Raw genomic sequence first — 14,921 nt, forward strand, 5'->3', positions numbered from 1 at the left:
TGGGGGGGCCGCCGCCACGCGCCATCCATGGCGCGGGGCGGCTAAACCGGCATCCCTGCCGGTTTACCCCCCAAATCCCTGTCGAATTCCGGCCAGCGTGTTTGATGGGGCGCCTGAGATCAACAGCAAGAGCAAGAGCAAGAGCGGCTCGCTTCGCATCGTGGTGAGTGTTGGGGGTTACAACGTTGTGTAGATACCTATGCTGATCTACCGAGGTGCCTGCATCGCAGGCATGCCTGCTCCCAGATTCGAGCTGCCTTGGCCTGATAGACCTAGGGTGCCAGCCCTTCAACAATAATGATCTGCGCGTGTCCCGCGCCCTCGCGGTGTGCTTTCGCCTCCTGGTACTCCGCCGATTCGTAACACGCCACGGCCTGTTCGTAGCTATCAAACTCGATCACTACATTGCGCTGTCGTGCCGGCCCGCCTTCCAGCGCCACACTGCGCCCGCCCCTGGCCAGGAAGCGCCCGCCAAACTTCGCAAACGCCGCCGGCGCGCGTTGGGTGTATTGCGTGTACTGCTCTGCATCGGACACATCCACGTGGGCAATCCAGTAGGCCTTCATCACGACATCCTCTTGTTGAGTTTTTGTGGTATACCATAATACATACAACCAACAGACCGAGCATCCCCAATGTCTTTCAACAGCATCGCAGACATCATCGAAGACTATCGCCAGGGCAAGATGGTGCTCCTGGTTGACGACGAAGATCGGGAAAACGAAGGCGACCTTTTGCTGCCTGCGGCGTGTTGCACCGCCGAGACTATCAGTTTCATGGCCCGCGAAGCCCGTGGCCTGATCTGCCTGACCCTGACCGATGAACACTGCCAGCGCCTGGGCCTGGAACAGATGGTGCCAAGCAACGGCAGTGTGTTCAGCACCGCGTTTACCGTGTCCATCGAAGCCGCCACCGGCGTGACCACCGGCATCTCCGCCGCCGACCGCGCGCGCACGGTGGCGGCAGCCGTGGCTATCAACGCCGGGCCTGCGGACATTGTGCAGCCAGGGCATATCTTCCCGTTGCGCGCCAAGGACGGCGGCGTGCTGACCCGAGCCGGCCACACCGAGGCTGGCTGCGACTTGGCACGCCTGGCCGGGCATGCACCGGCCTCGGTGATCGTCGAAGTGATGAACGACGACGGCACCATGGCCCGCCGACCTGAGCTTGAGGTGTTTGCGCGCAAGCACGGCATCAAGATCGGCACCATCGCCGACCTGATCCACTACCGCCTCAGCACCGAACGCACCGTGGTGCGCATCGGCGAACGTGACTTGCCCACGGTGCATGGCACCTTCCGCCTGATCACCTTCGAAGACCGCATCGACGGTGGCGTGCACATGGCGATGGTCATGGGCAACCTGCATCGCGATACGCCTGCGCTGGTCCGCGTGCATGTGATCGACCCGCTGCGCGACCTGGTCGGCGCCGACTACAGCGGCCCGTCCAACTGGACCCTGTGGGCGGCCTTGCAACGCGTCGCGGCAGAAGGCAGCGGCGTGGTAGTGGTGTTGGCCAACCATGAATCGTCCCAGGCATTGCTGGAGCGCGTGCCACAGCTGACCCAGGCGCCACGCCAGTTCAATCGCTCGCAGTCGCGGATTTACTCGGAAGTGGGCACCGGTGCACAGATTCTCCAAGACCTCGGCGTGGGCCAGTTGCGCCACCTCGGCCCGCCGCTGAAATACGCGGGCTTGACCGGTTATGACCTGGAAGTCGTGGAGAGCATTCCGTTCGTTGAGTGACGTCGGCCAGATGGCCGGTATGGCAAAATGCTTGCGCAAAGTTTGGAATACCATAATATGATATCCCATAGGTTGAATGACCCTTCAAGGGTCATCCACACCGACTGCTCCCGATAGGCGGGCACTCAAAAGCCCCGCTCATAAACACAACAATGAGGGCGTAAAAATGGTGTTGAACACACGTATCAGCGCAGTCCTGTTCGCGGGTTTGCTGGCCACCGCCAGCCATGCCGCCATGGCGGCCGAAAGCGTCAACTTCGTGAGCTGGGGCGGTAGCACCCAGGACGCACAGAAGCAGGCGTGGGCCGACCCATTCAGCAAGGCCAGCGGCATCACCGTGGTACAGGACGGCCCGACCGACTACGGCAAACTCAAGGCCATGGTCGAAAGCGGCAACGTGCAATGGGACGTGGTGGATGTGGAGGCTGATTTTGCCTTGCGCGCCGCCGCCGAAGGGCTGCTCGAACCCCTGGATTTCTCGGTGATCCAGCGCGACAAGATCGACCCGCGCTTCGTCTCCGACCATGGCGTGGGCTCGTTCTTCTTCTCCTTCGTGCTCGGCTACAACGAAGGCAAGCTCGGCGCCGGCAAGCCGCAGGACTGGGCCGCGCTGTTCGACACCAAGACCTACCCCGGCAAACGTGCGCTCTACAAATGGCCAAGCCCCGGCGTGCTCGAACTGGCACTGTTGGCCGACGGCGTCCCCGCCGACAAGCTCTACCCGCTGGACCTGGATCGCGCCTTCAAGAAGCTCGACACCATCAAGAAAGACATCGTCTGGTGGGGCGGCGGCGCGCAGTCGCAACAACTGCTGGCCTCCGGTGAAGTCAGCATGGGCCAGTTCTGGAACGGCCGCATCCACGCCCTGCAGGAAGATGGCGCCCCCGTGGGCGTAAGCTGGAAGCAGAACCTGGTGATGGCCGACATCCTCGTGGTGCCCAAAGGCACCAAGAACAAGGCCGCCGCGATGAAGTTCCTGGCCAGTGCCAGCAGCGCCAAAGGCCAGGCCGACTTCTCTAACCTGACTGCTTATGCACCGGTGAACATCGACAGCGTACAGCGCCTGGATTCGGTCCTTGCGCCCAACCTGCCGACGGCGTATGCCAAGGACCAGATCACCCTCGATTTCGCCTACTGGGCCAAGAACGGCCCGGCCATTGCGACACGGTGGAATGAATGGCTAGTCAAATGAAAATGACGGCAACCACGCCGACCGGGAGCGCCCTCGGCGCTGCCGGCACGGTTTCCCGCAACAGTCGGGCACCGTCCCTGGCGCAGCGCTGGCGGGGGTCGAGCAACCTGATCCCGGCCCTATTGTTCCTCGGTCTGTTCTTCCTCGCACCGTTGATCGGCCTGCTGCTGCGTGGCGTGCTGGAGCCGGTGCCGGGCCTGGGCAACTATGAACAACTGTTCGCCAACTCGGCGTACGCGCGCGTGCTGCTCAACACCTTTTCGGTGGCCGGCCTGGTGACGCTGTTCAGCCTGTTGCTGGGTTTCCCGCTGGCGTGGGTCATTACCTTGGTGCCACGTGGATGGGGGCGCTGGATCCTGAATATCGTGCTGCTGTCGATGTGGACCAGCCTGCTCGCCCGCACCTATTCCTGGCTGGTCTTGCTGCAAGCCTCCGGGGTGATCAACAAAGTGCTGATGGCGATGGGCATCATCGATCAACCGCTGGAAATGGTGCACAACCTCACCGGCGTGGTCATCGGCATGAGCTACATCATGATCCCGTTCATCGTGCTGCCGCTGCAGGCGACCATGCAGGCTATCGACCCGATGATCCTGCAAGCCGGCGCCATTTGTGGTGCCAGCCCGTGGACCAACTTCTTGCGCGTATTCCTGCCGCTGTGCCGGCCGGGGCTGTTCTCCGGCGGCTTGATGGTGTTCGTGATGTCGCTCGGTTACTACGTCACCCCGGCGTTGCTTGGCGGTGCGCAGAACATGATGCTGCCCGAGTTCATCATCCAGCAGGTGCAATCGTTCCTCAACTGGGGCCTGGCCAGTGCCGGCGCGGCATTGCTGATTTTCATCACGCTGGTGCTGTTCTACTTCTACCTGAAGCTCCAGCCGGAATCCCCGGTTGGCGCCAGCAACGCGAGGTAAGCTGTCATGCTCCTGACTCCCAATGCCATGAGCCGCAGGATGCGCTTGGGCCTCTATACCACCACCGGCTTGATTGGTTTGTTCCTGCTGTTGCCGATCGTGTTCATCGTCCTGCTGTCGTTCGGTTCATCCCAGTGGCTGGTGTTCCCGCCGCCGGGCTGGACGCTGAAATGGTACGGCCAGTTTTTCTCCAATGCCGACTGGATGAACGCGGCGATGGCCAGCCTCAAGGTGGCGGTGCTGACCACCGTGTTCGCCGTCGCGTTGGGCCTGCCCACCGCGTTTGCCCTGGTGCGTGGCCGCTTCCCCGGCCGCGAACTGCTCTATGGTCTGTTCACCTTGCCGATGATCGTGCCGCTGGTGATCATCGCCGTGGCGGTGTATGCGCTGTTCCTCAAGCTCGGCTACACCGGCACGATGTTCGCCTTTGTGGTCAGCCACGTGATCGTTGCACTACCGTTCACCATCATTTCGATCATCAATTCGCTGAAGCTGTTCGACCAATCGATTGAAGACGCGGCGGTCATCTGCGGCGCGTCACGTGTGCAGGCGGTGTTCAAGGTGACCTTTCCGGCAATACGCCCTGGCATGGTGGCCGGTGCCCTGTTCGCCTTCCTGGTCTCGTGGGACGAGGTGGTGCTCAGCGTGATGATGGCCAGCCCGACCCTGCAAACCCTTCCCGTAAAAATGTGGACCACCCTGCGCCAGGACCTGACGCCTGTGATCGCCGTCGCCTCGACGTTGTTGATCGGCCTGTCGGTGCTGGTCATGGTGATTGCCGCCGTCGCTCGTCGACGCACTGAAACCCGCGCTTGAGCGCCGAGGATTAAGACATGAGTGCAGTGATCAAAGACCCCGCCCAGCACCCAGGCCAACCCCTGGTCAGCCTGCGCAACCTGAACAAGTACTACGGCGAATTCGCCGCCGTGGACAACCTCTCGCTGGACATCAAGGACGGAGAATTCCTCACCTTCCTTGGCTCCAGCGGCTCGGGCAAGAGCACCACCCTGTCGATGCTCGCCGGCTTCGAAACGCCAAGCAGCGGCGAAATCCTGGTAGGCGGCCAGTCGCTGGTCAATGTGCCGCCGCACAAGCGCGACATCGGCATGGTGTTCCAGCGTTACTCGCTGTTTCCGCACTTGTCGGTGCGCGACAACATCGCGTTCCCCCTGGCGATCCGCAAACTGGCCAGCGCCGAGCGTGAGAAGCGTGTCGACGCCATGCTCAAGCTGGTGCAGTTGGAACCGTTCGCCCACCGCCGCCCCTCGCAACTGTCTGGCGGCCAGCAGCAACGGGTCGCCATCGCCCGGGCACTGGTGTACGAACCGCGCATCCTGCTGATGGACGAACCTCTCGGCGCCCTCGACAAAAAACTGCGAGAAGACCTGCAGGACGAACTGCGCCAACTGCACCGACGCCTGGGCATCACCATCGTCTACGTGACCCACGACCAGGAAGAAGCCATGCGCCTGTCCCAGCGCATCGCGATTTTCAGCCACGGCAAGATCGTCGGCCTGGGCAGCGGGTTCGACCTGTACCAGAACCCGCCGAATGCGTTCGTCGCTTCGTTCCTTGGCAACTCCAACTTCCTCAAGCTCAACGCCCAGGGCAATGCGGCCGCGTCGTTTGAAGGGCAGTCGTTGTCAATCCGCCTGACCAGCGGCCTGCACACCGAGCAGGAGGTGCTGCTGATGGTACGCCCGGAAAAAGCCCTGGCGCTGAGCGCGGAACAGGCTGCTGAACAACCTTTGAAGGCGGGCTGGAACGAAGTGTCGGCGATTGTCGATGAAGTGCTGTTCCTCGGCGAAAGCCAGACCTGCACGGTGAAAACCCTCGGCGGTACCTCGATGACGGTCAAGGCGCTGTCTGCCGCCGGCATGCCGCTCAAGGCCGGCGACCCAGTGCGTGTACGCTGGGCAACGGCGGATGCGTGTGTGTATACCGAGTGGACGGAGAGCGATTTGAACAAGGCGGCTGGGGCGCATTGACGTGCGGACGGTTCAGGGTTGGGGAGTGGATTTCAAACGCTTCAAGAAATCCGCCGTCCATTCCTGAACCATCACTGTGTAGGGCGCATCGGGTTCTCCCATTTCCTTCATTTGCTGGAGCAAAAGATCCCGCAGGCTGCTCAGGCGCCCCATCACCTTCTGCTTGCTCGTCGGCGCGATACCCTCCTCGTCTTCCAGCTCCATCATCAGCGAACTCAACTCCATCACCATCCGCTCCAGAAATACCAGATGCCTCAGAACTCGCGTGCGGTCCTGCACCAGGCCGAGCCTGTTGAGTCCATAGGTTTGAATCGACACAGCGCCCTTCACACTGAGCCTTGTCGCGCGGGCCCTGCTGATCTCGGCCGCCAGCTCATCCGCGGCCCCTTCCACATCGCCCACAGGCAAGCCTGCCCCGTCGTGGGACCGGGGCAGCACGAGCCCGATCAAGTTATCCCGATCAATATGAAAACGTAAATGCTCGCTGGGGTTGTCCCGGCAGGGATCAAGCAATAGCGGGTATTCAGCCAGATAGTTTGGCTCGGACTCGGTGGCGCGCTTACCCAGGATAGGAAAGCTGTCGTGCTTGCCGCTTTGCACCTGGCTGGACGCACTGAACTGCGTCCCCGCCTTGATCAGTTGAACCAGTTGCGCCGAAAGAGTGGGAGTAACCTGACCGCTGCGCCGGTTGCAATGGATGCAGCTCGGCAAAAGGTTGTCCCACGTCGCCGCCAACCACCAGTAACCGCCATGTTCGGCATCCTCCTGCAACCGCCCCTTGGGCCGAAAATGCTCGGTATCGACCGGCGCCGTAGAGAAGTAAAAGCTCTCACAGTAGGCACACTTTCCATGAAACAGTTCGTGCAGACGCTCCTCGACACTCGAATGCTTATAAACGCTGAAGGTCGGCTTGGATTCCTTCGCCTCATCATCTGCTTCAGCATTTTTAATCACAGGGGCCTGCCCGATGGCCGCCGCATGCTGGGCGGCCAATGCAGCGTCGTTTTTCTGCGCAAAGTACACCCTGAACCGAGCAACTTCCCTGTCGGCAGGCGAAGGATCCCCATTGGATTTTTTTTGCATCGCCTTGGGTGTCACCGTACCTCGATCGACGAATCGCATAGTCAGAATTGCTCCAGGATATTGATTATCTCGTCGCGATACTGCTTGCGCAGGTTGGCCATTTGGCTGGAGGGCTCACTGGCACGTGCCTTGAGAAACTCGGCAACGGCTTCCTGGACCAACCGTTGCGCCTCAGAACCGCCAATCGGAAGGACGGACCTGAGCTCCCCTTCGAAAGCCTTCACAGCGGCACCTTCATCTGTGCTGAGCGCTTCGCCCGCGGACTTTTTAGCGAGTAAATCGGCGATATGCGCCAGTTGAAACGCCACCTCGGGTTGATCGGTCGTCATCAGGTTGAAAAAGTCCGACGTCAGCAATTGCTCAATCGTGAGTTTTCCGACATCAGGCAGGTGGCTCAAACACTCAACGCGCACCGACACATCCGCATCCACATCGATCCGACGGCGCATCACCACCACTTCGCCGTGATGCATACCGCGCAGGCACAAAGGGTCATGGGAGGTCGCAATGATCGTCACCCCAGGGAGTGCCTCTCGCAACGCGCTCATCACGCGGATTTTCCAGCGCGGGTGCAGATGTGCTTCGACTTCATCAATTAACACCACTGCCTGTGCGGTGGGAAAACTCTGGAAATAGGGGCTGATGTCAGGGTCCATCAACCCGCGCAGGATGTCGCACACCATGGCCAACAAGGAGCGATAACCCGATGACGCCAGTTGCAAGGGGGTTTTACCAGCGGGTTTTTCGTCTTTGGCGTTGGTCACCAGCAGGCAACGCATGTGCTTCTTATCTCTCAACATGAAGGCAAAGTTGCTATCGACAGAAAAGATGATGCGCAAAACCCGTACCACCTCATCGAACGCACGTTTTTCCAGACTCATCAACCAAGTTTCAGGGTTGAGCAGGAAACGATTCGGGTGGAACAAATTGACGATTGAACCGGGCGGTGCCGCATCCAGCGCGTTGGTATCCAGGTATTGGCGAAACGCGCCGTAGGCGAACACAGGAGGCGTGGAGAATGGCCCACTGACATCCAGCCCGCCCTTCTTAATGCCAAGCACCCTATTTTCACCTCCCTGGAACCTTAGAGTCACAGTCGTGGTAAGCGCGCGTTTTTTTTGTGCAACCCCGAGCAGGGAGGTATCGAGTATCAGCGTGTCTGTGTTTATTTCCAGCGCCCTCCTGCCACCCTCCTGCGCCAACGCCAACGCCATACCTTCAAGAATGGAGCTCTTACCCGTCGAGTTTTCCCCGAGGATCAGCAGCGCAGGCGCCTGATTGGGCAGTAACTGAGCGGACTGGTTGATTTCAAGGCTAAGGTCCTCAACGCTTCTGAAGTTTTTAATGGTCAAGCCGTAGAGGGCTGGATACTCCACCGGCGGTAAGCCTTGCGCGCCTTTTGGCTTGACCCATTTGCCACGTTTTTGCGTCATTCGAAGCGAGTAACCATAGGGGGTCCGGCGAGCCATCCCCCGTAGAGCCTCCAATGCCACGGCAAAGTGCGGCAATCGCACGATCAAGGCAAAGGTCTCGCCGATGCGTTCGGGGCTCAGTGCTTCTTCATTGGTCAAGTAAGATTTGGAAGTCAGCAGCCGGGCAATTTGCCTGCACTGCAAATACCAGAGCCCGCCAAATTCCAGTCTTGCAAAGTCCAGCCCTTCGAACGGAAGGGCGTCACTGTCGCGCAACTCCTTAAAACCACGCGTGAAGAGCAGTCCCAAATACTCTTGCAGGCGCTTTGCACGCAAAGGCTCGAGTTCAGGCCGATCCAGGTGGAAAAATTCGAGCGTGGTTTCACCCTGATGGCTGCAAGGTTTTACTTGGCCCCCGAAGGTGATATTGAGGTGTTTATGAAATGAGTGCTCGTAACAGGGGTCCAGAAGGTGGCTTCGTTCCTTCAGGGGATAGTCGCCCCATAGCCCGGAATCGCTGATTACATAACTGTCCAACTTGCGTCGATCAGGCAATGCAACCCGTGCGCCCGAAACAGGAAAATAATCGGGACGGTGGGGAATACACTCTCGACAAATGGGATAAATGTTCTCCCAGGCCAGAGTCAGCCAGGAATAATAGAGGTGCTGGTCCTTGGCTTTGGCCGTCGGCAGTGCCTCGGCGACGGGACGAAACCGATAGGGCTGCAGGTCCACGTGAAGACGCTCACAGAACGCGCATTTATCGCGAAACAATCTCCGTAAAGCCTGCATGACATTGTCGTTATCCAACACCACGGCAGAAGATGGCGTGGCAGTCTGTGAGCGCTGAGCGAGCGGCAGCAACAGGAACTTTCGTATTTCACGCCTGGCCTTGCCGACCTCTTCACTGAGCAGAAAATCCGGTGGGCTCACCCAACTGCGCTCGAACCGTTGCATGCATCTCGTCCTTGAAGATCAAAAAACAACGAGATTAATAGCATTAAGCCATTAAGTGAACGCACCACCCGACATTTACTTTACATACTTCAATTTCCCCACCAGCTCACGCGTCTCTTTCCCCCGCGTCGCCAAGCAGTAATACAACGGACACGTCACCACCAACCCCACCAGCCACGACAGGTCCGCACCTTCCACCAGGTTGGCCCACGGCCCCACATACAGCGATGTATTGGCAAACGGCAGTTGCACGATGATGCCGATGAAATACGCGACGATCGCATGCAGGTTGAACCGCCCGTAAACCCCGCCATCCGCGCGGAAGATCGAGGCAATGTCGTAGGCGCCGCGCTTGATGATGTAGAAGTCGATCAGGTTGATCGACGCCCACGGCACCAGCACCAGCAACAGGGCGAGGATCAGGCCGATGAACTGCGAGATGAAGTCCGCCGACGCGCCCAGCGCGACCACGCAGCAACCGGCAAGGACCACGCCCGACAGCACCACGCGCACCTTGATGCTCGGCGTCCACTGGCTGGCGAAGGTCTGGATCGAGGTGATGATCGACAGCACCGCGCCATACAGATTCAGGGCGTTGTGGCTGATGATGTTGAGCAGGAACAGCACCATCAAAATCGGGCCTAGCCAGCCGGTGGCTTGCTTGACCGCGACCATGGCTTCGGTGCCCTCCGGCGTCGCCAGCGCCGCAACCAGGCCAAACGCGAAGGACAAGATGGTGCCCAGGGTCGCGCCCAGGTAGGTCGCGATAAACGGCCGGGTAATGCCGATATCTGCCGGCAGGTAGCGTGAGTAATCGCTGGTGTAGGGCGAGAAGCTGATCTGCCAGATCACGCCAAGCGACACCGTGGCCAGCCAGCCGGCGGCATTGAAGCCGCCACGGGTGAAGAAGTCTGCCGGCAGGTCATGGGCAAAGATGTAGATGAAGCCGGCCAGCAACGCGCTGCCCATCACCCAGGTGCCGATGCGGTTGAGGCTATGGATAAAGCGGTAGCCGATCACGCCGATGGCCGTGGCGCTGAGTGCGCCGATAAGGATACTCGCCGGCACCGGAACCGAAGGCACGATGCCAACGATGGACTTGCCCGCCAGCACGATGTTGGAAATGAAGAAACCGATGTAGATCAACGCCGCGAAGAACACAATCAGCAGCGCGCCATAACGGCCGAACTGCCCACGGCTCTGCACCATCTGCGGGATACCCATACGCGGGCCCTGGGCCGACGCGAGGGCAATCACGACGCCGCCGAGCATATGCCCGAGGGCAATCGCCAGCAGCCCCCACATCAGGTTGAGATGGAACACCTGGGCCACCATGGCACCGGTGACAATCGGCAGCGGTGCGATGTTGGTGCTGAACCATAAAGTGAACAGGTCGCGGGCCTTTCCATGGCGCTCTGCGGGAGGAACGTAATCGACCGTGTGATTCTCGATCAGGGGATCTTGCCGGGACATCTGGGGCATGGAAATGAACTCGCGTTTGTCTGATCTTATAGTTGTTTGACGCCATACCGGGGACGCTTCATGGCCGCCCCTCAGATGAAGACCATATTATGGTATTCCAACATTTTCACAAGACTGATCCGTAGTCCTGGCGCGCATCTGATCCGTAATTGTGCCACAGGATTTCACCTCACCTCATGGCAAAACCCCCGTATTTATTGGTTATAAGATCAAAGACAGACGTTCATCGGCTGGCTTAAAAAGCTGTTGCATCGATTGTATTACGGTATACCATCAGACCTATAAATTCATAAAAACCGCTCTACCCTAAGAGGACCGTCCCATGATCGATGCCGCCATCTACAAACAAGTGATGGGTTCTTTTCCGTCCGGGGTCACCGTGATCACCACACTGGACGACGACGGCCAGATCGTCGGGCTGACCGCCAGTGCCTTCAGCTCGCTGTCGATGGACCCGGCGCTGGTGCTGTTTTGCCCCAACTACAGCTCCGACTCGTACCCGGTGTTGATCAAGAACAAACGCTTTGCCATCCACGTGCTCTCCGGTGGGCAGCAGACCGAAGCCTACGCCTTCGCGCGCAAGGGCAAGGACAAGGCCCAGGGCATTGAATGGACCTTGAGCGAGCTGGGCAACCCGATCCTGGCCAATGCCACGGCAGTGATCGAGTGCGAGTTGTGGCGCGAATACGAAGGCGGCGACCACGCGATCATGGTCGGCTCGGTCAAGAACCTGATCGTGCCCCAGCAGAACGCCGGGCCACTGGTGTATTGCCACGGCAAGATGGGCGCCCTGCCCCTGCCGGCCTGATACCCCTATTTGAAGGCTCCACACATCAAAATGTGGGAGCGGGCTTGCTCGCGAAGGCAGTTTTTCAGTCGATGCATTCAGTGACTGACACACCGCATTGGCGAGCAAGCCCGCTCTCACCTTTTTTGCATTTCAAATAAAAGCAAGCGGCGGTGGTCAGGTACGGAAACGACTGACCAACTGATTCAACGTCTGCGACAACGCCGTCAATTGCTGGGCATCCTGGCGCGTGGCATCGGCCAGGCTTGCCACCAATTGTGCGTCCCCGTGAATCTGGCTGATATGCCGATTGATGTCTTCAGCCACCTGATGCTGCTCTTCAGCGGCGGTGGCGATCTGGGTATTCATGTCACGGATCACGTCTACCGACTCCCGGATCAGGCCAAAGCTGGCCCGCGCCTCATTGATCGACACCACAGTTTCCTGGGACACCTCCAGGCTCGCGTGCATCTGCTTGCCCATCTGGTGAGTGCGGCGTGCTAGGTTGCCGAGCAGCCCGTCGATCTCGCCGGTGGAGTCTGACGTGCGCTTGGCCAAGGCGCGTACCTCGTCCGCCACTACCGCGAAACCACGGCCCTGTTCGCCCGCTCGCGCGGCTTCGATGGCGGCGTTGAGCGCCAGCAGGTTGGTCTGTTCGGCGATGGAGCGGATGGTGCCGAGAATCGACTGGATGTCGTTGCTGTCTTTTTCCAACTGCTCCATGGCCTGGGCAGAATGGCCGATCTCTTCGCTCAAGCGCCCGACACTGCTCACCGCCGCGTCGATTTGCTGCTGCCCGGTATGGGCCTGACGCTGGCCGTTGTCGGCCGAGTCAGCCGCCTGGCTGCACGAGCGTGCGACCTCGTTGGAGGTGGCGACCATTTCATGAAACGCCGTGGAGACCATGTCCACCGCTTCGCGCTGGCGCTCGGCGACGTCGGCCATTTCCACCGACACGTCGGTGGCGCTGCCAGAGCTGCTGTGGATCTGCCCGGCGGCCTGGCCGATGCGCTGGATCAACGTGCGTATGGCTTCGAGGAACTGGTTGAACCAGCCGGCGAGCTGCGCCGTCTCGTCGCGGCCTTTCACTGCCAGGCGCGCGGTCAGGTCACCTTCGCCCTGGGCGATGCTTTCCAGGCCACTGGCCACGCCGCGAATTGGTTTGACGATCAGCCCGGCAAACCACGCACCCGCCACCGCGAACAACACACCGCACACCAGTGCGATGCCCGCGATCAGCCACGTCAGGCGTGCCGCGCCGGCCATCACCTCACTCTCGCGCACCAGCCCGACAAACCGCCAGCCCAAGGCCTTGGACGGCCATACCAGGGCCATGTAGCGCTCACCCGCCAACTCGACCTGCACCAGGCCTTGGCCGGCCTCGCTCAACTGCCGATAGCCTTCACCCAACTGGCCCAACTGCTTGAAATTGTGGGACGGGTCATGCGGGTCGACCAGCACGGTGTTGTTGGCTTCCATCAGCATCAGGTAGCCGCTTTCGCCCAGCTTGATCTGCTTGACCAGGTCGGTCAGCTGCTTGAGGGAGACGTCGATGTTGACCACCCCGCTCGCCTTGCCCTGTTGGTCATTGAAACTTTGCACGGTGCTGACCAGCACCACATCGTCGGCGGCCCAGTAATAGGCTTCGGTGCGCAGGGTCTTGCCCGGCTGCGCCATGGCCGTCTTGTACCAGGGCCGCGTGCGGGGGTCGTAGCTGGCAAGCTTGGGGTCGCCGGGCCAGAACACGTAGCCGCCGTCCTCGGTGCCCAGGGACAGGTAGGTATAGGCCGAATGACTCTTGGCCAGCCCCTCAAACAAGGTGAACAGTTGCTGGTCGCGTGCGCCGGGAGCGATTTGCGCGGCATCGCTGGCCAGGTAGCGTTTCACATCGGCATTGATCGCCTGTAACTGCGGATGCGCGGCCAGGTAAGCGACGTTCTGGCTGATCCCTTCGAAAAACAGCTGCATCGCGTTGTCGACCTGGCGAATCTCGCGCCCACTGCTGTCGACAAAGCCGTCCCGTGCCTCATGGCGCACATTGAGGATGATCAGCACAGCCACCAGAATCACCGGTAGGCTGGCAATCACCGCAAAGGCCAGGATTAGTTTTTGTTTTATGTTCATCGAGCTCGCCTTCCTTGTGAGGTGAGGGTGTAACCGTTGGAGAGAAAAGTTTTGCGGATATGCCGTATTATGGTATACCAACAATCAATCCGCCGAACAGCCGTCTTCACCGGCATGCTTCACCCAGGCGAGAGTACTTAAGGGCCCGCAGTCGACAGGCCGATCACAATAGATCCGAGGTAAGCGTCATGAAGTTTTCCCTGTTCGTACACATGGAACGTTGGGATGAGAGTGTGAGCCATCGCCAGTTGTTCGAAGACCTGACCGAACTGACCCTGATGGCTGAGGCCGGTGGCTTCAGCACCGTGTGGATTGGTGAACACCACGCCATGGAATACACCATCTCGCCAAGCCCGATGCCGCTTCTGGCTTACCTCGCGGCCAAGACCACCACCATTCACCTGGGCGCCGGTACCATCATCGCGCCGTTCTGGCACCCTCTGCGCGTGGCGGGCGAATGCGCCCTGCTCGACGTGATCAGCAACGGGCGCATGGAAGTCGGCCTGGCCCGAGGCGCCTACCAGGTTGAGTTCGACCGCATGGCCGGCGGCATGCCCGCCTCAAGCGGCGGCCAGGCGCTGCGCGAGATGGTGCCGGTGGTGCGCGCCCTGTGGAAAGGCGACTATGCCCACGACGGCGATATCTGGAAATTCCCCACCTCCACCAGCGTACCCAAGCCGATCCAGCAGCCCAACCCGCCGATGTGGATCGCCGCCCGCGACCCCGACTCCCACAACTTCGCAGTGGCCAACGGCTGCAACGTGATGGTCACCCCGTTGATGAAGGGCGACGAAGAAGTCCTCGACCTGAAAAACAAATTCCAGGCCGCCCTCGACAACAACCCCGACGTGCCGCGCCCGCAATTGATGGTGCTGCGCCACACCCACGTGCACGCAGTCGATGACCCCGAAGGCTGGAAAGTCGGGGCCAAGGCGATCTCGAAGTTCTATCGCACCTTCGATGCGTGGTTCGGTAACAAAACCGTGCCCGTCAACGGCTTCCTTGATCCAAGCCCGGAAGAGAAATTCGTCGGGCGCCCCGAATTCGAACTGGAAAGCCTGCACAAGACCGCGATGATCGGTACACCGGAAGAAATCATCCCGCGCATCCAGTACTACCAGGAACTGGGCGTCGACGAGTTCAGCTTCTGGTGTGATAACAGCCTGCCCCACGCCGAGAAGAAAAAATCCCTGGAGCTGTTTATCAAGCACGTGGTGCCCGCGTTCCGTTAAGCGTG

General features: G+C 60.1%; 12 protein-coding genes and 1 pseudogene. 7 read left to right on the forward strand and 6 right to left on the reverse strand.

Annotated features, from left to right (window positions below; all coding sequences use genetic code 11):
- Positions 1 to 272 precede the first annotated feature (272 nt).
- A complete protein-coding gene (locus KHP07_RS18455; protein ID WP_078049161.1) occupies positions 273 to 566 on the reverse strand; it encodes a DUF1330 domain-containing protein in 294 nt (97 codons plus the stop codon).
- Positions 567 to 635: 69 nt separating this feature from the next.
- On the opposite strand from KHP07_RS18455, the gene ribBA reads away from it, so the two are divergent.
- The 5 genes from ribBA to KHP07_RS18480 all read left to right on the forward strand — a co-directional run bounded on the left by ribBA (position 636) and on the right by KHP07_RS18480 (position 5,839).
- A complete protein-coding gene (gene ribBA, locus KHP07_RS18460; RefSeq protein ID WP_078049167.1) occupies positions 636 to 1,745 on the forward strand; it encodes a bifunctional 3,4-dihydroxy-2-butanone-4-phosphate synthase/GTP cyclohydrolase II in 1,110 nt (369 codons plus the stop codon).
- A 166-nt stretch (positions 1,746 to 1,911) separates the two neighbouring features.
- Positions 1,912 to 2,937, forward strand: a complete 1,026-nt coding sequence (locus KHP07_RS18465) for an ABC transporter substrate-binding protein (RefSeq protein ID WP_078049168.1) — start codon at positions 1,912 to 1,914, stop codon at positions 2,935 to 2,937.
- Entirely contained in the window at positions 2,934 to 3,851 is a 918-nt protein-coding gene (locus KHP07_RS18470) for an ABC transporter permease (protein ID WP_214497718.1), read from the forward strand. Before KHP07_RS18465 ends, KHP07_RS18470 begins: the two co-directional genes overlap by 4 nt.
- A 6-nt stretch (positions 3,852 to 3,857) precedes the next feature.
- Positions 3,858 to 4,667 (forward strand): ABC transporter permease, encoded by an 810-nt coding sequence (locus KHP07_RS18475; protein ID WP_078049170.1) that lies wholly within the window; start codon positions 3,858 to 3,860, stop codon positions 4,665 to 4,667.
- A gap of 17 nt (positions 4,668 to 4,684) precedes the next feature.
- Positions 4,685 to 5,839, forward strand: a complete 1,155-nt coding sequence (locus tag KHP07_RS18480) for an ABC transporter ATP-binding protein (RefSeq protein WP_214497719.1) — start codon at positions 4,685 to 4,687, stop codon at positions 5,837 to 5,839.
- A 12-nt stretch (positions 5,840 to 5,851) separates the two neighbouring features.
- Here KHP07_RS18480 and KHP07_RS18485 read toward each other — a convergent pair whose 3' ends face one another.
- The 3 genes from KHP07_RS18485 to KHP07_RS18495 form a co-directional block, all read right to left on the reverse strand.
- On the reverse strand, positions 5,852 to 6,961 hold the full coding sequence (locus tag KHP07_RS18485) for an HNH endonuclease family protein (protein ID WP_250883640.1): 1,110 nt from the start codon (positions 6,959 to 6,961) through the stop codon (positions 5,852 to 5,854).
- A 2-nt stretch (positions 6,962 to 6,963) separates the two neighbouring features.
- Positions 6,964 to 9,291 (reverse strand): AAA family ATPase, encoded by a 2,328-nt coding sequence (locus tag KHP07_RS18490; protein WP_214497720.1) that lies wholly within the window; start codon positions 9,289 to 9,291, stop codon positions 6,964 to 6,966.
- Positions 9,292 to 9,366: 75 nt separating this feature from the next.
- The gene (locus KHP07_RS18495) at positions 9,367 to 10,773 is read right to left on the reverse strand and encodes a purine-cytosine permease family protein (RefSeq protein ID WP_214497721.1); all 1,407 of its coding nucleotides are present in this window, start codon (positions 10,771 to 10,773) and stop codon (positions 9,367 to 9,369) included.
- Positions 10,774 to 11,095: 322 nt separating this feature from the next.
- On the opposite strand from KHP07_RS18495, the gene KHP07_RS18500 reads away from it, so the two are divergent.
- Positions 11,096 to 11,581: a flavin reductase family protein gene (locus KHP07_RS18500; RefSeq protein WP_078049173.1), complete on the forward strand. Its 486-nt coding sequence runs from the start codon at positions 11,096 to 11,098 to the stop codon at positions 11,579 to 11,581.
- A 156-nt stretch (positions 11,582 to 11,737) separates the two neighbouring features.
- Here KHP07_RS18500 and KHP07_RS29950 read toward each other — a convergent pair whose 3' ends face one another.
- A complete protein-coding gene (locus KHP07_RS29950; RefSeq protein WP_410896884.1) occupies positions 11,738 to 12,505 on the reverse strand; it encodes a methyl-accepting chemotaxis protein in 768 nt (255 codons plus the stop codon).
- A 90-nt stretch (positions 12,506 to 12,595) separates the two neighbouring features.
- A pseudogene (locus tag KHP07_RS29955) lies at positions 12,596 to 13,684 on the reverse strand (cache domain-containing protein); the annotation flags it as partial.
- A gap of 188 nt (positions 13,685 to 13,872) precedes the next feature.
- Here KHP07_RS29955 and KHP07_RS18510 point away from each other — a divergent pair.
- On the forward strand, positions 13,873 to 14,916 hold the full coding sequence (locus tag KHP07_RS18510) for an LLM class flavin-dependent oxidoreductase (protein ID WP_099492788.1): 1,044 nt from the start codon (positions 13,873 to 13,875) through the stop codon (positions 14,914 to 14,916).
- Positions 14,917 to 14,921: the final 5 nt, after the last annotated feature.

Source organism: Pseudomonas sp. VS40 (assembly GCF_018587885.1).
Lineage (GTDB): Bacteria > Pseudomonadota > Gammaproteobacteria > Pseudomonadales > Pseudomonadaceae > Aquipseudomonas > Aquipseudomonas pergaminensis.